At 67.7% G+C, this 18,394-nt stretch carries 20 protein-coding genes; 6 read left to right on the plus strand and 14 right to left on the minus strand.

Annotation, left to right across the window (positions count from 1 at the left end):
* Position 1: 1 nt before the first annotated feature.
* On the minus strand, positions 2-262 hold the full coding sequence (locus tag QM806_RS10620) for a helix-turn-helix domain-containing protein (protein WP_005572349.1): 261 nt from the start codon (positions 260-262) through the stop codon (positions 2-4).
* A 52-nt stretch (positions 263-314) separates the two neighbouring features.
* On the opposite strand from QM806_RS10620, the gene map reads away from it, so the two are divergent.
* Positions 315-1,079, plus strand: a complete 765-nt coding sequence (map, locus tag QM806_RS10625) for a type I methionyl aminopeptidase (protein WP_120659915.1) — start codon at positions 315-317, stop codon at positions 1,077-1,079.
* Positions 1,080-1,086: 7 nt separating this feature from the next.
* Here the strand turns inward: map and QM806_RS10630 are convergent, their stop codons facing one another.
* Complete coding sequence (locus QM806_RS10630) at positions 1,087-2,877, minus strand: glycosyl transferase (RefSeq protein ID WP_120659914.1); 1,791 nt, start codon at positions 2,875-2,877, stop codon at positions 1,087-1,089.
* A 214-nt stretch (positions 2,878-3,091) separates the two neighbouring features.
* Between QM806_RS10630 and QM806_RS10635 the strand changes: the two genes are divergently transcribed.
* Entirely contained in the window at positions 3,092-3,793 is a 702-nt protein-coding gene (locus QM806_RS10635) for an MspA family porin (protein WP_120659913.1), read from the plus strand.
* On the opposite strand, the gene QM806_RS10640 is transcribed toward QM806_RS10635, so the two are convergent.
* From QM806_RS10640 to dprE1, 4 genes are all read right to left on the minus strand, one after another.
* The gene (locus QM806_RS10640) at positions 3,790-4,065 is read right to left on the minus strand and encodes a hypothetical protein (protein ID WP_054246977.1); all 276 of its coding nucleotides are present in this window, start codon (positions 4,063-4,065) and stop codon (positions 3,790-3,792) included. The genes QM806_RS10635 and QM806_RS10640 overlap by 4 nt on opposite strands.
* A 112-nt stretch (positions 4,066-4,177) precedes the next feature.
* The gene (locus tag QM806_RS10645; RefSeq protein ID WP_208328707.1) at positions 4,178-6,070 is read right to left on the minus strand and encodes a galactan 5-O-arabinofuranosyltransferase; all 1,893 of its coding nucleotides are present in this window, start codon (positions 6,068-6,070) and stop codon (positions 4,178-4,180) included.
* An 11-nt stretch (positions 6,071-6,081) separates the two neighbouring features.
* On the minus strand, positions 6,082-6,843 hold the full coding sequence (gene dprE2, locus QM806_RS10650) for a decaprenylphospho-beta-D-erythro-pentofuranosid-2-ulose 2-reductase (protein ID WP_005248822.1): 762 nt from the start codon (positions 6,841-6,843) through the stop codon (positions 6,082-6,084).
* On the minus strand, positions 6,843-8,276 hold the full coding sequence (gene dprE1 / locus QM806_RS10655) for a decaprenylphosphoryl-beta-D-ribose oxidase (protein ID WP_005248821.1): 1,434 nt from the start codon (positions 8,274-8,276) through the stop codon (positions 6,843-6,845). The genes dprE2 and dprE1 overlap by 1 nt, the downstream gene beginning before the upstream one ends.
* A 98-nt stretch (positions 8,277-8,374) precedes the next feature.
* On the opposite strand from dprE1, the gene QM806_RS10660 reads away from it, so the two are divergent.
* From QM806_RS10660 to QM806_RS10670, 3 genes are all read left to right on the plus strand, one after another.
* On the plus strand, positions 8,375-8,851 hold the full coding sequence (locus QM806_RS10660; protein WP_005248820.1) for a GtrA family protein: 477 nt from the start codon (positions 8,375-8,377) through the stop codon (positions 8,849-8,851).
* A gap of 122 nt (positions 8,852-8,973) precedes the next feature.
* Positions 8,974-9,876, plus strand: a complete 903-nt coding sequence (locus QM806_RS10665; protein WP_064080281.1) for a PIN domain-containing protein — start codon at positions 8,974-8,976, stop codon at positions 9,874-9,876.
* A gap of 170 nt (positions 9,877-10,046) precedes the next feature.
* A complete protein-coding gene (locus QM806_RS10670; RefSeq protein WP_005565986.1) occupies positions 10,047-11,084 on the plus strand; it encodes an alpha/beta hydrolase in 1,038 nt (345 codons plus the stop codon).
* Here the strand turns inward: QM806_RS10670 and QM806_RS10675 are convergent, their stop codons facing one another.
* The 6 genes from QM806_RS10675 to rfbA form a co-directional block, all read right to left on the minus strand.
* Entirely contained in the window at positions 11,085-12,161 is a 1,077-nt protein-coding gene (locus QM806_RS10675; protein ID WP_120659911.1) for a S1C family serine protease, read from the minus strand. It abuts the gene before it with no gap.
* Between the two features lie 27 nt (positions 12,162-12,188).
* Positions 12,189-12,596, minus strand: a complete 408-nt coding sequence (locus tag QM806_RS10680; RefSeq protein WP_120659910.1) for a PPOX class F420-dependent oxidoreductase — start codon at positions 12,594-12,596, stop codon at positions 12,189-12,191.
* Positions 12,597-12,680: 84 nt separating this feature from the next.
* A complete protein-coding gene (locus QM806_RS10685) occupies positions 12,681-13,490 on the minus strand; it encodes an enoyl-CoA hydratase (protein WP_005248805.1) in 810 nt (269 codons plus the stop codon).
* 22 nt (positions 13,491-13,512) lie between these two features.
* Entirely contained in the window at positions 13,513-14,019 is a 507-nt protein-coding gene (locus QM806_RS10690) for an SRPBCC family protein (protein ID WP_120661353.1), read from the minus strand.
* A gap of 57 nt (positions 14,020-14,076) precedes the next feature.
* Positions 14,077-14,664 carry a dTDP-4-dehydrorhamnose 3,5-epimerase family protein gene (locus QM806_RS10695; protein ID WP_005565990.1) on the minus strand — a complete coding sequence of 196 codons (588 nt, stop codon included), beginning with the start codon at positions 14,662-14,664 and terminating at the stop codon, positions 14,077-14,079.
* Between the two features lies 1 nt (position 14,665).
* Positions 14,666-15,541, minus strand: a complete 876-nt coding sequence (rfbA, locus tag QM806_RS10700; protein WP_005248802.1) for a glucose-1-phosphate thymidylyltransferase RfbA — start codon at positions 15,539-15,541, stop codon at positions 14,666-14,668.
* Positions 15,542-15,604: 63 nt separating this feature from the next.
* On the opposite strand from rfbA, the gene rfbB reads away from it, so the two are divergent.
* The gene (gene rfbB / locus QM806_RS10705; RefSeq protein ID WP_265146885.1) at positions 15,605-16,609 is read left to right on the plus strand and encodes a dTDP-glucose 4,6-dehydratase; all 1,005 of its coding nucleotides are present in this window, start codon (positions 15,605-15,607) and stop codon (positions 16,607-16,609) included.
* Here the strand turns inward: rfbB and QM806_RS10710 are convergent.
* Both QM806_RS10710 and QM806_RS10715 read right to left on the minus strand, forming a co-directional pair.
* Complete coding sequence (locus tag QM806_RS10710; RefSeq protein ID WP_133985919.1) at positions 16,599-17,390, minus strand: class I SAM-dependent methyltransferase; 792 nt, start codon at positions 17,388-17,390, stop codon at positions 16,599-16,601. The two genes, rfbB and QM806_RS10710, sit on opposite strands and share 11 nt — an antisense overlap.
* Before the next feature lie 10 nt (positions 17,391-17,400).
* Positions 17,401-18,393, minus strand: coding sequence for a lysylphosphatidylglycerol synthase transmembrane domain-containing protein (locus QM806_RS10715; RefSeq protein ID WP_133985920.1), 993 nt, complete (start codon positions 18,391-18,393; stop codon positions 17,401-17,403).
* Position 18,394 lies beyond the last annotated feature (1 nt).

An 18,394-nucleotide genomic window follows, 5' to 3' on the forward strand; every position in this document is an offset into this window, starting at 1 on the left:
GTTAAGAAGTACTCACGGGACCGAAGGTCACGACCGCGGCGACGTCGTCGAGGGAGAGGTCGAGAACCCGGGCGACCGCGGCGATCGTGAAGAACGCGGGTGTCGCGATGCGCCCGGTCTCGATTTTGCGCAGGGTTTCGACGGAGATACCCGCGTCGAGTGCGACCGTGACCATGCTCATGTCTCCTCGCGCGGATCGCAGCAGCTCACCCAGCCTCTGCCCGCGTTCGAGTTCCTCTGCTGTCAACGGCACACGCACCATGTGCCATATAGTAATACCGGTATAGAAATTGGAAACCGTCGTGGAGGGTGTTGTGGTCGAGTTGAAGACGGCGGCCGAGGTGCAGGCGATGCGCGCGGCCGGCCGGGTGGTGGCCGACGCTCTGGCAGCCGTACGTGAGGCGGCAGTGACCGGGGTGACGCTCAAGGGTCTCGATGCGGTGGCCGCCGCGGTGATCCGCGACGCGGGAGCGGAGCCCGTGTTCCTGAACTATCACCCGAACTGGGCGCCCAGCCCGTTTCCCGGGGTCATCTGCGCGAGCGTGAACGATGCTGTGGTGCACGGCATTCCCGGCGAGTACCGTCTCCGCGACGGTGACCTCGTCAGCATCGACTGTGGCGCCAGGCTCGCCGGCTGGTGCGGGGACGCCGCCGTGAGCTTCGTCGTGGGAACGGCGGACCCGGCGGACGTGGCACTCGTCGAGGCCACCGAAGCCGCTCTCGCGCACGGCATTGCGGCCGCACGGCCGGGAAACCGGTTGGGAGACATCGGTGCCGCCATCGGATTGTTCGCGCGCGGCGCGGGGTACGGGATGCTCGCCGACCACGGCGGGCACGGCATCGGCAGGCAGATGCACGAAGATCCGCACGTGCCCAACGAGGGACGTGTCGGGAAGGGAATGCTGCTGCGTCCGGGGATGGTGATCGCGATCGAACCCATGCTCATCGCCGACGGCACCGACGACTACCGGCACGAGGCAGACGGCTGGACGCTCCGCACGGCGACGGGCGCCCGTGCCGCGCACAGCGAGCACACCGTCGCCATCGGTGAGGACGGACCGGAAGTGTTGACGCGGTAAGTCTTTCCTATGTCAGTGCTCGCACGTCCCACACCCACACGCCGTCGACCGGCTTCGCGGGCGCCCCGACGAGCTGCCGGACCGTCTCGCGCAGAACGCGATCGTTCTGAGTGTGCGGCAGGACCAGGACGTCGGCGTTCCAGAATTTCAGGTCCGTCAGTGCCTGGGCTTTCGTCGCCTCGTCGATGGCAGGCACCTGGCCGGACGATTGTGCGGACGCGAGCAGCAGCGCGGTGGGGCGATCGTCGGGCCCGTACTTTCCCTGGTCCTCGCTGCCGGCCGGGCCGACGAAATACCCTCCGGCGATGGGGAATGCAAGATCCTGCTCGGTCTGCCAGCGCAGCATCCGCGCGTTCTCCGGGGAGGGGAGCGGCACCGTGACGACGGAACCCTCGGTGACGTACTCCCGCCACGTGCCGTCGGCAAAGAAACTTGGTGCGGTGTCGCGCTGCACGACGGCGAGCGGCGTGGGCGCCAGCGGAAGCAGCGCCACCGCGAGCCAGCCGACCCACAGCAGGGTGGTGGTCCGCTGGCCCTCGCGGGCGGACGCCAGGGCGCGGTCGGTGCCCAGCGCGAGAAGCAGGGCGGCGGCGGGCAGGCAGCCCATCGCGAAGCGCGATTCGAGAACGGACTCGAGGAGCGGCAGGTGTGAGATCAGCTTCCACGGCAAGGGGATTCCGGTGTCCCAGCCGCCGATCGTCAACGACGTCCCGAGTGACAGGACGCCCATCACGGCCACGGTCGCGGAGGCGGCGCGGGCCAGCGGCATGCGCCACAGCCACAGGGCCGACAGGCCGAGGAGGATCAGCAGGGGCCAGCCGAAGTACGCGTTCTCCTCGGTGGCGTTCATACTGAACTCGGCGGACCCGGGCTCGCCTGCCAGCGAGGACGTCGGAAAGCTGGTGAACGCCTCGGTGTCGTTGCCGACCGGGCCGTGTTCGATCGCCCGGTAGCTGTCGGGTCCGAAGAACTGCCACCACAGGGGCACGGCGGCGATGGCCAGCGCGATGCCGCCGGCGATCGCGAATCCCGTGATGCTGCGCGTGGCCGCCGCGACTGCCGCTCGCGGGCGCGACGCCGCGAACGCGGCACCGAAGACCGCGAACGCCAGAGCGTAGATCAGCAGGGGTTCTTCGCCGAGGAAGATCTGATAGGCGATCAGCAGGCCCAGTACGATGCCGTCGCGCACCGGGCGCGCCCCGCTGCCCAGCCTGATCACGGCCAGCGCGATGAAGGGCAGCAGGAACAGGGCGACGAAGTTGGGGTGCCCGTTGGTGTGCGAGATCAGGGCGGGGGCGAAACCGCACAGACCACCGCCGACGGCGGCCGCGAGTCGCGACGACACGACATGCCGCGAAAACACCCAATACCAGGCAATTGCCGTGCCCGACAGGCCAAGTGTGAGCGCGAGAGTGAAGGTGACGTTCGGTCCGAACAACAGCGTGATCGGCGCCAGCGGAATGCTGATGCCGAACATCGCCGTGTTGCCCATGAGGTTGACGCCCAGCGGGTAGTTCTGCAGGTCGCTGGACAGCGGATTCTCCAGATGGACCAGTGAGCGTGCCGCGACCGCGAAGAACCATTCCCACATCGTCTGGTCCTGGCCGCTGCGTACCAGATAGCCGGTCCCGAGGTGTTTCCACTGGCGGGCCAACACGAATGCCGCGAGACCGACGTAGAAGACGATCGCCGCGACGTCGGCCGGGTGCGGCCGGAGACGGGAGCGGAGAGGGCGAGCAATGGTGCTGGTGCTCTCTGCCTGCCGAGTGGTCTCGACCTGGGTGAGTATCTCAGTCACGCAGCTGCGCCTCCGGTTCTCGGGTCGATGTCAATCGCCCGAGGGTACCGGAGGTCGCTGAGAGCTTCCTGGGTTGCGATCGCGTGATTGTTGCATGTATCACATCAAGTTGATTTGTGAACTTCTGATCAATACAGGGATATTCTCCTGCCCCACTGGTTACGCTCAGCATGCTTTTTCGTATCGGTTGCAGTGCACTCTGAATGGGGTCGGCATGACGAACATCAGCACATCTCGATTTGGGTACAAACGGTTTACACGCTCGGTGGCAGTCGCAGGCATCGCCGCGCTCGCCATGGTCATGGGCAATGGCACCGCGTCGGCCGGCGTGGACAATTCCAGCTCCGTGATCGACGCACGAGGGAATCGCATCGAAGTCGTGCAGGGCGACACGCAGTATCAGGTCGTACCGCCGCTGGACGGCGTACCCACCAGCGTGGAGTTCTTCCACAACGGTTACGCGGGGGTCGCCATCACCGGGCCGAACGCGGAGGAGTTCAAGGGAACTCAGCTCACCGTCGGTTATCAGATCGGCTACCCGGTCTCCCTGGCCGGCGCGACGATCGTTCTCAATTCGCCCGGGCTCGGGTTCGCGATCGGGTCGAGCAACGGAATCAATCTGGGACTTGTCCCGGACTTCACGCTGGATTTGAACGCCGGGACCAACGCGGAACTCGCCGGTGACATCATTCCGTCGCAGGAACTCGACATCGACCTGGAGCCCGGTGGAATCACCACCGTTCCGCTCCTCGAGGGTCAGGAGTTCGACGGATCGGCGGCTGTGGTCAGGATGCAGGGAGTTCATGGCTCCATCTCCGGTGCTATCGGGCCGGTCACCATCCGTCCGTACGCCATGGCTGTGACGGAGAACGGTGACACCGTGATGACTTACGGCGTGCCGCAGAAGCTCAACTAGGCAGCCCGCCCGACAGGGTGCCTGACAGGGGTCGCCGGACTGACGTCCGGCGACCTTTGTCGACTGACATGGACGACGATGTCGCCTGTGATCCACACGGCGGCACCGAGCACGGCGATCACGAAAAGCGCCCACTGCCCGACGTAGGCTCCGACGATCGCTCCGATCGTCACAGCGAGTCCGGCATGCACGACCACCTCACCGCCGGCGGTGCCGAGAAGATAGTCCTCGGCACCGCTACCGGCACGTCGCGGCTCCACTGCATCCGGCATGACCGCTCCTCGCGACGACCCGACAATTCCCCTCGGGGCGCGGAAAATTCCCGCCTCCCTGATTGGGTGCGGGGTTCCCGCGAGGGGGGTGCGATAAACGTGAACAGACCGATCAGTTTCTTGTGACGACCACGAACGGCCCGGTCTCCGACACCGTGAATCGGGGGTCGTCGAACAGTTCCTTCGGGAACGTGACGGTGTAGCGGCGCACGTTGGGGTCGTTGGGATACACGTCCTCGGCGAGCCGCAGCGTGTACCCGTCGGGGCCCTGGCGGAACACGAACGCGTCGGGGGCGCGCCACGGCGCCGTGTCGAGTGCGGTCACCAGCTTGTCGGGCGTCTCGAGCTCGCTCCACTCCGAGATGGTCCGGGCGCGTCCGGCGAAGTCCGCCAGGGGATTCGAGTAGTGCGACGTCAGCGCCTGGAACCCGAGGTAGGGGTAGAAGCTGAGGAAACTGGTGTCGGCGGTGAGGACCACCGTGTCGTCGCGGTCGCGGGGGACCTGCGTCTGGATCAGCTCGTCGACTGCCGCGTAGTGGGCGGCGGCGCCGGGTGGGCGCTGGTCGGCGCGTTCACCGTTGCCGTCGGTGTCGGTGTAGGCGACAGCGATGTCGGAGTCGAGGAACTTGGGGATGTTCTGGACGAACGACAGCGCGCCCAACACCCCGATCACCAGGACCGCCCCTTTGACCCGCGGGTTGTCGCTGGTCGCGAGCACGAGCCATCCTGCGAATTCGACGAATCCGAAGACACCTGCCGCGCCGAGCAGGACGATCAGCACAGGCTCGAGCCGGAACGAGAGGAGGGTGCTGCCGAGCACGGTGAACGCCATCGACAGTAGCGACCACAGGTAGATGGCCACCACTCCGACGCCGAGTGCCTGCGCGCGCCGCGACGTCGACGCGCGGGCGACGAGCCAGATGGTGCCGAGCAGGCACAGTGCCCCGGTGAGGGAGAAGTGGATCATCGGCAGCGGCAGATGCGCGCCTGCCTCGGGCAGATAGTGCAGCGCTGTTCCCGACGCCGCGGGCGAACCGCCCACGACCTTCAGCAGATACGGCAACCAGACGGTCAGCGCGAGAAGGCCGGACACGGCGGCGATCACGATCAGCCGGACCAGCGGATCGATCGCCGCCCGCCACGACTTCTGGGCGCGAATCCGCAGGGTCGCGGCCAGCAGTGCGAGCAGGGTGATCGCGAAGGCGGCGAGTCCGAGATACAGCGTGTAGAACGTGGCGGCGAGGCCGAGGAACAGACCGGTGCCGATCACGGCGCCCCAGCCGCCGCGACCGTCGACACGGTGCAGCCCGCCCCAGGCGAGGACGAGTGCGGGACCGATCAGCAGGGTGATGACGGCGCCGTACGGTTCGGGTGACCCGTAGGCCAGGACGAGTGCCGTGGTCGCGAGGGACACCACGATGGCCAGGTCGTGGCGGATCAGGTTGCTCCACAACACCAGTGCCACGACGGCTGCGACGGCGAGCGATCCGATGGCGTACGGCTTGAAGGCGTCCCAGCCGTCCATGCCGAGGAGGTTGGCGACGCGCCCGCCCACCCAGAACCATCCGGCGGGGTAGTACGGCGGCAGGTCGGCGTACGTCATGTCGCGCAGTGCCGCCGAGTCGGTCAGCCGCGTGAGGTATTCGGTGCGGAACTCCTGGTCGACGGAGACGCCGTGTAGATAGAGCTTGGTGGCCGCGAGAGGCAGGCCGAGGGTGACGGTCACGAACCCGGACAGGCTCGCCCACGACAGCAGCCGGGCGAACCGCGGAGTCCGGTGCAGTCGCACGAGCAGCACCGACACCGCGATTCCCGCGATGGCGACGACCTGGCCGACCGTGGTGACGGCCTGAGTCACGTTGGACGAGTTGAACGCCGGCCACTGCACCCGCGCGAACGCGAACAGTCCGACTGCCGCCACCACTGCGGCCACGACGGCCCCCAGCAGCATTTCGAGAGCTGTCGACAGGGACCGTCGGGCCGGTGCTACGTCTGCTTCCGTCACGAGGGCGAAGCTTAGATGGGCAGCTTCTTGAAGATCGGTCGCGGGATGTGCCGCAGGATCATCATCACGTAACGGAAGGCGCCCGGCGCCCACACGAGATCCTTGCCCTTCTCCGCCGACGTGACGGCGAGCTTGGCCACGTCTTCCTTGTTCACGGTGAGCGGGGCTTCCTTCACGTCCGCGGACATGCGGGTGCGGACCTGGCCGGGTCGGATGACGAGGACGCGCGGACCGAATTCACGCAGTGCCTCACCGAGTCCGAGGTAGAAGCCGTCGAGTCCGGCCTTGGTGGATCCGTATACGAAGTTGGAGCGCCGCACGCGCTCGCCTGCGGCGGACGACATGGCGATGATCTGGCCGAAGCCCTGTGCCTTCATCTTCTCGCCCACGAGCACGCCCACCGACACCGCGGCCGTGTAGTTGACCTCGGCGATCTGGACGGCCTTGCGCTGGTTCTGCCACAGTTCCTCGGCGTCGCCGAGGAGGCCGAACGCGACGATGGCGACGTCGACGTCGCTCTTCGCCCACGCTTCGTCGATGACCTTCGGGTGGCTCTCGGTGTCGACGGCGTCGAAGTCGATGACGTCGACGGCGTTGGCGCCGGCCGCCTTCAGCTGGGCGACGGCGGCATCGCGACCGGGATCACCCGGCAGCGCGGCGAGGATCACCCGCATCGGCGCCTTCTTCAGGTACTCCTCGCAGATCGCGAGACCGATCTCGGAGGTGCCACCGAGCAGCAGGAGAGTCTGGGGGTTCCCGACAGCGTTGATCACTAGAGTTCCAACCTTCTGGACATATCGGAGGCGAAGACATTGGTGGGGTCGTACTTGCGGCGGGTGGCGATCCACTCGTCGATCCGCGGGTACATGGCGTGGAAGGTCTCGGCGGTGGTCCGCGAGTCCTTGGCCGTGTAGAGGCGGCCGCCGAACTTCAGGACCCGCTTGTCGAGTTCGGTGACGAACTCGTTCAGGCCGGGCTTGATGCGGAAGTCGACGCAGATGTTCCAGCCCGGGATCGGGAAGCTCAGCGGGGCCTGGTTGCCCTCGCCGAACAGCTTGAACACGTTGAGGAACGAGTAGTGCCCCGACTTCTGGATGTCGCGGATGATGGCCTTGAATTCCTCGACCGCGGTGGTCGGCACCACGAACTGGTACTGCAGGAATCCGTTGGATCCGTAGGCGCGGTTCCACTCACCGAACATGTCGAGCGGGTGGTAGAACTGCGTCAAGTTCTGAACCTTGTCGCGGTACGTGCCCGACTTCCGGAACCACAGCTCGCCGATCATCGAGAAGTTGAACTTGTTGGCGAGGCCGTTCGGGAAGACGTCCGGGAACGTCAGCAGCTGCGGCGCGTCGAACGCGAGGGGGTTCTTCTGCAGCTTGGCCGGCAACTGGTCGAGCTTCGCGAGCGAACCGCGGGAGATCGCGGCGCGACCCAGCTTCGGCGGCGCCGCGATGGCGTCGAACCAGGCGCTCGAGTACTCGTAGTTGGATTCGCTGCCGTCGCTGTGCAGTGCGATGGTCTCGTCGAGCGTCTGGGTGACGTCGCCGTCGGCGATGAAGTACGCCGTCTCGGTGGGCGTCATCTTGATGGTGGCCTTGAGGATGATGCCCGTCAGGCCCATGCCGCCGATCGTCGCCCAGAACAGTGCGCCCTTGGGGTCGTTGCGGCCGCCCTTCGGCGTCAGCGTCCGCACCTTGCCGTCGGCCGTGAGCAGGTCCAGCGACACCACGTGATTGCCGAAGCTCCCGGCGCTGTGATGGTTCTTGCCGTGGATGTCGGAGCCGATGGCGCCGCCGATGGTGACCTGCCGGGTGCCGGGCAGCACCGGAACCCACAGACCGAACGGCAGGGCCGCCTTCATCAGCTGGTCCAGGTTGACGCCGGCGTCGACCTCGACCAGGTGGGTGTCGCGGTCGATGCGGTGGATCTGGTTCAGCGCATTCATGTCGATGACCAGGCCACCGGCGTTCTGCGCCGGGTCGCCGTAGGAGCGGCCGAGGCCACGGGCGATCACCCCACGCTGAAGGTGAGCGGGCTTCGACTCGTTCTGCTCCGCGACCTGGGCAACCGCTCGCGCGATCACTTCCACGTCGGGAGTGGACAGCACCTGCGCGGTGGTGGGCGCGGTGCGTCCCCAGCCGGTGAGGGTGCGGGTCTGTGTGGGGAGCGCCTGGGTGGGCGTCTCTTCTGCTGTCGTGGACATCGAGGTAGAGGGTACCCGGAGGCCGGCCCCGTGGGCCCGTGCGTGCTTATCCACCGCGGGCGGTCGACAAGTACTCACGGGGCGCTAGCCTCGTCGTCGTGTCAGAAACCCAGCCGAGTCACGAGCACGAACCGCACGTTCCGCTCCCCGTCGAGATCCCCGTCACCGAGAACATCGCGGACGACGCACTGGACCTGAAGACGCAGATCATCCGTTTCGTCCTGACCGGTGGATTGTCGGCCATCGTCGACTTCGGGCTGTACTTCCTGCTGTTGGAAGTGGTCGGGCTCCCCGTGAACGTGGCGAAGTCGATCAGCTTCATCGCGGGCACCACCACCGCGTACCTGATCAACCGCCGGTGGACGTTCAAGGCCGAACCGAGCCGCGCCCGCTTCGTGGCCGTCGTCATCCTCTACGCGGTCACGTTCGCCGTGCAGGTGGGCCTCAACTGGGTGATGTACCACGCATTCCCCGACGAATGGTGGCGTCTGCCGCTCGCGTTCGTCATCGCCCAGGGCACGGCGACGGTCATCAATTTCGTCGTGCAGCGCGCGGTGATCTTCAAGATCCACTAGGCGCTGCCGGGCAACCGCACGGCAATGCCCCGGCGGGTGCTGCGATGACCCCGATTCGGGTGTTTCGGTAACGACTCAGCAACTTCTCTGGTGTGGCGGGTGTGTTCGGTGAGAATCGATCAATGCTGATTGTTCTCGATACCTCGGCCGTCACTCGCGACGTGCGCTTCGAGACGTTCGTCCGCGACGCCCTCGATCAGGGGAGCCGGGTACTCGTGCCGCGCCTGGTCCTCGTCGAGGTCGCGCACCGGTACCAGCGCGAATCGGTCGCGATGATCGAGGCCCTCACCGTCCAGGCGCGCATGTACGACCGGCTCGGGCTCCGGGAGGATCTGTCGGTCTTCGTGGATGCCGCCCGGGCCAAGGCCGACGGGTACGTCGACTCGCTGGCCCGGCAGCTCGAGGCGATGGGCTGCGACGTGATCGAGCCGGCGCACGCGTCGCACCTCGAGATCGCCGGTCGCGAGTTGCAGCGTCGTCGCCCGTACGTGGACAAGAAACGGCACGGCTACACCGCCACGGTGAACTGGCTGACGGTCCTGGACATCGCCGATCGCCGCCCGTCCGAGGACGTGGTGTGGGTCAGTGCCAACTCCCGGGCGTTCGGTAGCGGCGAGCCGTCGACGTGGCACGACGAGATCTGGGCCGAGCTGCAGGAACGTGGTCTCGATCACCGGGTGCGGTGGGTGGTCGACCTGGACGACGTGGACGTTCGGGAAACCGGCCAGCCCCGCCGCGAACGGGTCTTCGAGCCGGTCGTCACGTCGCCGCCCGTGGCCGCCGTCAAGGCGCCACTCCCGCCTCGGGCGCCCGTCGCGGCCCCCGAACCCGTGGAACCCTCGGGTCCGGCTCCCGCCGCGGCCGTGCCTCCCGTGCACGTGGCGCGACCCCGGGTGGCACCGCAGCGCATCCTGCCCTCGGGAAATGCGGACACCGGCGGCCGCCGCGGCATCGGCAGGGTGATGGGCGGACGCAAGCGGAAGGTCACCGTCGTGGAGGAGCTCGACGACCTCGATTTCGGCTGAGCCGGACGCCCGATGTCCCACTTGGCACGCCCGCGATAACGATTCGGGCAAAGGGGATAACGACTTGGGGCCGAAGCCACCATGAGTGACACACGATCGCGGCGGGTACTCCAAGGTTGAAGTTACGTATCCGTCAAGGGCGACGGGTATCGGCGACCAGGGGAGAAGGCATGAAATCTGTGCCGAACGACCGCAAGCCGTCCGCGCAGCAGCGGAACGGGACACCGATCGTCCAATACCGTTCGGGTGCGAGGCTCGCGGGGCCGAGTATCGAATCCCAGGTTCTCTACCAGGCATGCAGGTGGTTTCTCCGGCCTGTGGTGCGGATGGCCCCGATCAACGAATCGGCGATTCGCAGGGCCGCGCTGCTGGACATGGCGGCGGGGATCCGTCCGGCTTCCGGTATCCGCCGCCAGAAGGTGCGACTGCCCGGATTCGACGCGGAGATCGTGCGCGCGCCGGGGGTGTCACCGGATCTCGGTGACGGGGTCGTCCTCTATCTGCACGGCGGCGGGTTCCTGTGCTGCGGGCTGAACACGCATCGGCCGGTGGTCGCGACGATCGCGAAGCTGACCCGGCTGCCGGTGATGCACGTCGGCTACCGGCAACTGCCCGACACGAACATCAGCGGTTCGGTCGACGACTGCCTGACGGCGTACAAGTGGTTGCTGGAGAACGGAGCCCGCGCGGGCGGGACGGTGTTCGCCGGTGACTCGGCGGGTGGGTTCCTCGTCTTCGCGACCGCGCTGAAGGCGCGCGAGGAGGGCGTCGATCTGCCCGCGGGCCTGGTCGGACTGTCCCCGCTGCTGGACCTGGACTGCGCGGACAAGCTGGTGCACGCCAATGCGGCCCGCGACGTGTTCGCGCCAGTGGAGGCGCTCGTCACCATCGGCAAGCTCGGCGGCGAGGTGGACGGCGTGCTCGACCCCGCGCTGTCACCCGTGAACGGCGCTCTCGAGGGTCTGCCGCCTGCGCTGCTGGTCGCTGCGGAAGGCGAGGTGCTGCGGTCGGATTCGGAGCTGATGGCGTATCGGCTGAGCGCTGCGGGTGTTGCGACGACGCTGCAGATCTGGGACGGCCAGGTGCACGCGTTCCCGGCGTTGTGGCCCGGGCTGCCGGAAAGCCGTGCGGTGCTTCGGCGTATCGCGCGTTTCGTCGCGTCGCGTGTGCGGCCGGAGGACGGTGTCGCCCGGGACAAGACCGCCTGACTACCGCGGCGGGCCCTTCTCGAGCACGATCGTCGTCGATCGCTGTCGGCCGGTCTCGTCGAACCAGCGCAGCGCGACCTCGTCGCCGGGGTGCCGTGCGATCATGCGTTCGCTGAGATCGTCCGAGGACCGGATGGGTTTTCCGTCGAATTCGGTGACGACGTCCCCGATCTCGATGCCTGCGTCGTCGGCGGGAGTGCCGATGCTGACCCAGAGCACTTCGGCGCCCCGATCGTCGTCGGTGACGCTGATCCCGAGGAGTGGGGTGTCGCCGATGTGCACGGTGGCGGACGTGGTTCCGGCGCGGACCTGATCGACGATCGTCATCGCGGTGTCGATGGGCACCGCATACGATCTCGGCTGGGTGGGAGCGGGTTTCGCGGGGTCGGAGTCGGCGTTGCCCGCGGTGTTGACGCCGATGACGGCGGCGGTGGCGTCGACGAGGGGGCCGCCGGAGTCGCCGGGACGTACGGCCGCATCGATCTGGATCAGCCCGTTCAGCCGGTTCCGGGAACCGTCGGTGGAACTGCGGGCGGTGATCGTCTGCCCGACGTCGGTCACGAACCCGCGGGCCGCCACCGGAACTCCGCCTCCCTCCGCGTTACCCACCGCGGTCACCGGGTCACCGATGCCGATGGTGGTGTCCTTCGCGAGGGTCGCCACCGGGAGGTCGCCCGCGCCCTGGAGCCGGAGTACCGCGACGTCGCGGGAACTGTCGTACCCGAGGACGTCCGCGACGTACTCCGCACCGTTGCCCAGGCTCACCGCGCTGATGTCGAGGGCCCCGTCGATCACGTGATGGTTGGTGAGGACGACGCCGTCGGGGGTGAGCACGATCCCCGTTCCCGCGGTTTCGACGAGACCCGAATCCGCGACGAGCGTGACGATCGCCGGGATCACCGTGGCCTCGACCTCAGCCGGGGTCAGGACCACGGGCGGCGGCGGAGGAGGCGCGGCGGGCTGGGCGACCGTCGCCGCCGGCGGTCCCGGTTCGCGGACCGGTGGTGCGCTCAGCAGCAGGCTGCCGATCACCGCCGTGGCCACGGCGAGGACCGTTGTGGCGCGGGGCGTCGTCATGCCGGTTGTCGTCGTCGCGGAGTCGGTTCAGGACTGTTTCAGCGACCCCCAGCCGTGCCAGGTGTCGATCTCGATCCAGGCGCTGACCCGTTTCCGGTCTCGGACGGGGTACGGCTTGCCGGTGTAATGCGTGGCGAGGCGGTCGATGTCGGCCAGTTCGCCGTCGTCGACGAATTCGGTCACCCGGCCCTGGATGCTGACGTGGGTGATCCAGTCGTCGGGGTCCATCGCGGTGAGGCTGACGCGGGGGTCGGCGCGCATGTAGTCCAGGCGTCGGCGCTCGGCATCCATGTTGACCAGCACCTTGCCGTCCTCGAACAGGTACCAGGTGGCCACGGACACGGGCTGGCCGTCGGGTCGGACGCAGGCGATGGTGGCGTAATTGGGCCGAGCGAACATCTCGGCGGCTTTCGTTGTCAGAGGTGGCTTCGACATGTCCGAAAGATACTCCTGAGGCCTTCGGCCCTGTGCGTGGTTGGCGAGTCCAGGCCCTCGTCAACCCCGCACGGGGCAGGCGGCCTAACGCCGGTCCCGGAACCGGGGTTCGCGCTTGTCCTTGCGTGCGGCGGTGGCCTCCTCGAAGTTGTCGGTCAGCAGCCGCACGAGCAGCTGCCCGAGACCCTCTTGGTGGATGTGGGCTTCGAGTGAGGCGGCGTCGAGCCCGGACCACAGCGTGCGCTTCGTCAGTTCCAGGCCGGGCCGGGAGAACCTGGACATGCGCTCGGCGAGGTCGAAGCATTCGTCCAGCAGGTCCTCGCCGGGCACGCACCGCGACACGAGTCCGATCCGCTCGGCCTCGTCGGCGTGCACGTCGCGACCGGACAGCATGATCTCGAACGCCCGGGACGAACCGATCGCCCGGGGCAGCAGGTAGCTCAGGCCCAGCTCGCTCGCGGTCAGGCCGTTGTTGATGCCCGCCGCCCGGAAGTAGGCGTCTTCCGCCGCGATCCGGATGTCGGAGGCGAGCGCCAGGCACAGGCCGCCGCCGATGGCCGCGCCGTTGACCGCGCTGATCACCGGCTGGTGCATCCGGCGGAGCGAGAGCACCACGTTGTCGAGCATCTCCATGGCCCGCAGGGCGACGGTCGGCGGGGTGAGGCCGTCCACGTGGGGGAGGGTGCCCGCGGACCTCTGGTCGGCGCCGGAGCAGAAGCCGCGGCCCGCACCGGTGATCACCACCGCGCGCACCGCGTTGTCGTTGCTGATCTCCTCCAGTGCGTCGCGGAACGGGATCATCACGTCGAACGCCATCGCATTCATGCGTTCCGGGCGGTTGAGCGTCACCAGGGCGATGCCCGGCCGGGGATGGTCGACGACGACGAAGTTCACGCACTCGATACTAGAACACGTTTCAATTCTCTGGATCAATTTGCGGTCGTGGACGCCCGGGGGCGACCGTGCGCGCGAGGATGCCCAGCGTCGCGCGCAGGGCGGTCTCGGAAATCACCGGGAAGATCCCGGACTCCCGCCACACCTGGTCGATGGACGACCAGTCGTAGAACGACGTCACCATCGTTCCCTCGTCGATCGGCTCGAGTCGGTAGCCGTACACGTGCCCGATCTGCGGCCGGATCTGCCCGAGGACCTTCCAGGAGATCTCCCGGTCGGGCACGAATGTCTCGATCGTCACCGTCACGTCGTAGAGACCGAGGTCGAAGTCGTTCAACGCGTCGCGGTCCATGTGCACGACGAACGTGTCGCCGGCCGCCGTGACGCGGTGCCCTTCCGCGGACATCAGCATTCCGGAACTGTCGATAGCCACATGTCCCTCGGGATCGCAGAGCAGGCCGAAGATCGTCGCCGGGTCCGCGGCGACAGCCCGCCGGACCTCCAACCGCTCGCCGGTGTCAGTTGTCATGTCCGCATCCTGCCACCCCATGTGAGTGCCATCGAGTGCTTGGGCACGCAAAAACACTCACATGGGGAAGGTGGGCAGCACTCCGGCGTCCATGGCCTGTTTCAGAGACGGTGCGGCCGAATCCTTCTCGGACAGCTGGAAGGTCAGCGGGTTGCCGTCCCGGCCCACCGTGGGCCAGTCGATTCCCAGTTCGGGATCGAGTGGATGGAGGTCGTGATCGAGGGCCGGGGTGTACTCGATCGAGCACAGGTACATCACGGTCGACGCGTCCTCGAGGGACAGGATCGCGTGGCCTACACCGGCCGGGAGGTAGACGGCGCGGCGGTCGGCGTCGTCGATGAGCACCGAATCCCACTGCCCGAACATCGGCGACCCGACGCGCAGGTCGACGATCACGTCGAGGAACGCACCCTTGACGCACGTGACGTATTTCGCCTGTCCGGGCGGGTTGTCGGTGAAGTGGATGCCGCGCAGGACACCGGCGGCGGACACCGAGCAGTTGGCCTGCGCGAGTTCGAGACTGTGCCCGACGGCGGCCTCGAACTCCGAGCCCTTGAACCATTCGAGGAACACGCCGCGGTCGTCGCCGAACTGCCTCGGGGTGATCTCCCAGGCGCCCGGAACCTTCAGTTCCCGATACTCCACGTCACCAGTCCTTGCCGCGTTCGAGAAGTTCGAGGAGATAGTCGCCGTATCCCGACTTGCCGAGAGTCTCGGCGCGGGCACACAATTCGGCGTCGGTGATGAACCCGCGGCGCCACGCGACCTCTTCCGGGACGCCGATCTTCAGCCCCTGCCGGTGTTCGAGCGTGCGCACGAAGTTCGACGCCTCGAGCAGTGAATCGACGGTGCCGGTGTCGAGCCACGCGGTTCCGCGGGGAAGCACCTCGACCTGCAGCCGTCCGGCCTGCAGGTACGCCTGGTTGACGTCGGTGATCTCGTACTCGCCGCGGTCCGACGGCTTCAGATCGCGCGCGATCGAGACGACGTCATTGTCGTAGAAGTACAGGCCGGGGATCGAGAAGTTCGACTTCGGGGTGGCGGGCTTCTCCTCGATGGACATCGCCCGGCCCGTGTCGTCGAATTCGACCACACCGTACGAACTGGGATCGGACACCCAGTAGGCGAACACGGCGCCGCCGTCGATGTTCTCGAAGCGGTTCAGCCGGGAACCGAGACCGGGGCCGTAGAAGATGTTGTCGCCGAGCACGAGGGACACGGACTCGTTGCCGATGTGGTCGGCACCGAGCACGAACGCCTGCGCCAGGCCGTTCGGTTCCTCCTGCACCTTGTACGTGAGGTTCACCCCGAACTGGGAGCCGTCGCCGAGGAGCCGGCGGAACTGCTCGGCGTCGTGCGGGGTGGTGATGACGAGGATGTCCCGGATGTTGGCCAGCATCAGGGTGGAGAGCGGGTAGTAGATCATCGGCTTGTCGTAGACCGGGACCAGTTGCTTGCTCACTCCGAGAGTGATCGGGTGCAATCGGGACCCGGTGCCCCCTGCCAGGATGATTCCGCGCATGTGCGCAGTGTTCCAGTGTTCGCGTCGGATAGAAACTCGGGCGCGCTACTAGGGTGGGTGCACATGAGGCTTCTCGTGACAGGCGGCGCCGGGTTCATCGGTGCGAACTTCGTGCACCAGACGGTCGCCGAGCGCTCGGACGTGCAGGTGACGGTGCTCGACGCGCTGACGTACGCCGGCAACCGGCAGTCGCTCGACCCGGTGGCCGACCGCATCGAGTTCGTGCACGGCGACGTGGCGGATTTCGCGCTGGTGGACCGTCTGGTCGCGGGCTCGGACGCGGTGGTCCACTTCGCTGCGGAATCGCACAACGACAATTCGCTGGCCGATCCGACGCCGTTCGTGCAGACGAACGTGATGGGCACGTTCTCGCTGTTGCAGGCCGTCCGCGCCCACGACGTCCGGTATCACCACATCTCCACCGACGAGGTGTACGGCGACCTCGAACTGGACGACCCCGAGCGCTTCACCGAGTCGACCCCGTACAACCCGTCGAGCCCGTACTCGGCCACCAAGGCGTCCAGCGACCTCCTGGTGCGGGCCTGGGCGCGGTCGTTCGGGGTGCGGGCCACCCTGTCGAACTGTTCCAACAACTACGGCCCGTACCAGCACGTCGAGAAGTTCATTCCGCGCCAGATCACCAACCTGATCGACGGGGTGCGCCCCCGTCTGTACGGCAGCGGGAAGAACGTGCGCGACTGGATCCACGTCGACGACCACAACGCGGCCGTCTGGACGATCCTGGAGAAGGGGAGTCTCGGTCAGACGTATCTGATCGGCGCGGACGGCGAGGTCGACAACCGGACCGTCGTCGGAACGCTGCTCGAACTGTTCGGCCGCGACGCCGACGACCTCGACTTCGTCACGGACCGCCCGGGCCATGACCTGCGCTACGCGATCGATTCGACTCGGCTGCGCACCGAACTGGGCTGGACGCCGCAGTACAAGGATTTCCGCAGCGGGCTCGAGGCCACCGTGCGCTGGTACCGCGACAACGAGTCGTGGTGGCGGGCGCAGAAGGAATCCGCGGAGAAGGCGTACGCGGCCACGGAATCCGTCATCGGCTGACGGTTCCGCGAAACGCCCACGCTCTCGCCGTCAGTGCGATGCGGCCTGCCTCGTCGCGCCTCGAGCGGGCATCGAGCAGGTCGCGAAGCTCGTCTCGGCGCACGGCGGGCAGCGACGCGCAATATCCGGGTGCCGGTCCCTGCCCGCCCAGAAACGGCCGCCAGAAATCGTCGAAGTCGGAGAACACGGTGGGCACGTCGAGTGGGTGCACCTCCGCCGCGGCCAGCCCTGCGGTGGACAGTGCGTCGCGGAGAGGCTGGGGCCGGCAGAGCGGGAAGCGGACGCCCTCGTCGAGGTCCGCGGCCGCCTCGTCGAGTTCGCGAGCGGCGTCCCAGAATGTGCGAATCATCTGCATTCCCTCGACGTAGTCCCACACGTACCCGGCGACCGTCCCGCCGGTTCGCGTCACTCGGCGCATCTCGGCGAGCCCGTCGATCGGATGGGGAACGAAATTGAGGACGAGCCCGGACACCACGCGGTCGAACTCGCCGTCCTCGGCGGGGATGGATTCGGCGGTGCCCGACCGGACGTCGAAGCGGGGATCGTCCGTGCCGGCCCGAGCCGCCGCCGCGAAGGGCTGCGACGGTTCGACGCCGACCACCCGGGCCGGATCCGCCGTGCGGAGAACGGTGTGGGCGAGGGCGCCCGTCCCGCAACCCACATCGCACCATGCGCCGCCCGGGCCGGCGGCCAGCCACCGCAGGAACTGCGTCGCGACCGGCCGGCTCCAGCGGCCGATGTAGCGCTCGTACGCGGGATCGATCTCCCAGGCGTCCGTCATCGCGATCTCCTCAGGACGGCTGCGGTACCCGGGAATCCTCGCGGACGAGGGCGTTGCGCAGCGAACGCGAACCGGCGATCGCGGCGACGAAGCCGGCGAGCACCTCGCACAGCGTGAACACCAGGCGAGACGCGAGGGCCAGCCCGAGCGCGACCCCGCTGTCCATGAACGGGGACAGAGCCGCGACGACGACGGCCTCGCGGACCCCGATGCCGGACGGCGCGACGACCACCAGCACGCCGACGCACATGCCGAGGGCGATCGCGCCGATGCACTGCACCAGGGTGCCCGCCTCGAATCCCGCCGAGCTCGACGCGAGGAACCACAGATGCACGCCGTAGAGGACCCAGCTGACGGCGCACCAGCCGAGGGCCAGCCCGATCTTGTGCATGGTCAGCTGCCGCTGCAGCGGGGCCCGCCGCAGGATCCGCAGGGCCAGGTTCACCAGCCGGGTGAGGACCGGTGGGTAGCAGCAGACGAGCGCGATCGGGACGAGAACGATCACCGCGACCGCCGCGACGGTGCTGATGTGGAACAGGGCGGGCAGCGCCAGCAGCCCGACGACCAGCGCCGACGTGATGCTCAGCCCGACGGTGACGAGGACGGCGACGAATCCGTTGGCCCGCGACACCCCGGCCCGGCGCACGAGCTCGGTCTGGAGGACGAACGCCCACACACTGCCCGGCAGATACTTGCCGAGCTGACCGACCAGGTAGCAGCGGGCGGCGTCGAAGGCGGGGATCGGATGTTCGAGGGCGCCGAGCGCGTGCTGCCACGCGCGCACCGCCGCGCCCATGCCGAGGAAGACGAACACCGCGGAGACGGCGAGCGCCCACCAGTCCAGCTGGGTGATCGTGTCCCTGACCTCGGCCCACTGCGATTTCACGGCGAACACGACGGCGACGACGATCGCGAGGGTGACGAGGATCCGCAGCGCGTTCATCAGGACGGCGCGACCGCCGCGGTCCGGGACGATCTCGGGATCGGCGTCCACGAGAACCACC

This window comes from Rhodococcus sp. IEGM 1351, from assembly GCF_030056875.1.
Classification (GTDB): domain Bacteria; phylum Actinomycetota; class Actinomycetes; order Mycobacteriales; family Mycobacteriaceae; genus Rhodococcus_F; species Rhodococcus_F opacus.

Coding starts and splice junctions, on each gene's coding strand:
- QM806_RS10675 (WP_120659911.1), bottom strand. CDS start 12,161: ATGACGACGCCCCGCGCCACAACGGTCCTCGCCGTGGCCACGGCGGTG.
- QM806_RS10665 (WP_064080281.1), top strand. CDS start 8,974: ATGCTGATTGTTCTCGATACCTCGGCCGTCACTCGCGACGTGCGCTTC.
- QM806_RS10635 (WP_120659913.1), top strand. CDS start 3,092: ATGACGAACATCAGCACATCTCGATTTGGGTACAAACGGTTTACACGC.
- QM806_RS10690 (WP_120661353.1), bottom strand. CDS start 14,019: ATGACAACTGACACCGGCGAGCGGTTGGAGGTCCGGCGGGCTGTCGCC.
- QM806_RS10710 (WP_133985919.1), bottom strand. CDS start 17,390: ATGACGGACGCCTGGGAGATCGATCCCGCGTACGAGCGCTACATCGGC.
- dprE1 (WP_005248821.1), bottom strand. CDS start 8,276: ATGTCCACGACAGCAGAAGAGACGCCCACCCAGGCGCTCCCCACACAG.
- rfbA (WP_005248802.1), bottom strand. CDS start 15,541: ATGCGCGGAATCATCCTGGCAGGGGGCACCGGGTCCCGATTGCACCCG.
- rfbB (WP_265146885.1), top strand. CDS start 15,605: ATGAGGCTTCTCGTGACAGGCGGCGCCGGGTTCATCGGTGCGAACTTC.
- QM806_RS10620 (WP_005572349.1), bottom strand. CDS start 262: ATGGTGCGTGTGCCGTTGACAGCAGAGGAACTCGAACGCGGGCAGAGG.
- QM806_RS10640 (WP_054246977.1), bottom strand. CDS start 4,065: ATGCCGGATGCAGTGGAGCCGCGACGTGCCGGTAGCGGTGCCGAGGAC.
- QM806_RS10680 (WP_120659910.1), bottom strand. CDS start 12,596: ATGTCGAAGCCACCTCTGACAACGAAAGCCGCCGAGATGTTCGCTCGG.
- QM806_RS10670 (WP_005565986.1), top strand. CDS start 10,047: ATGAAATCTGTGCCGAACGACCGCAAGCCGTCCGCGCAGCAGCGGAAC.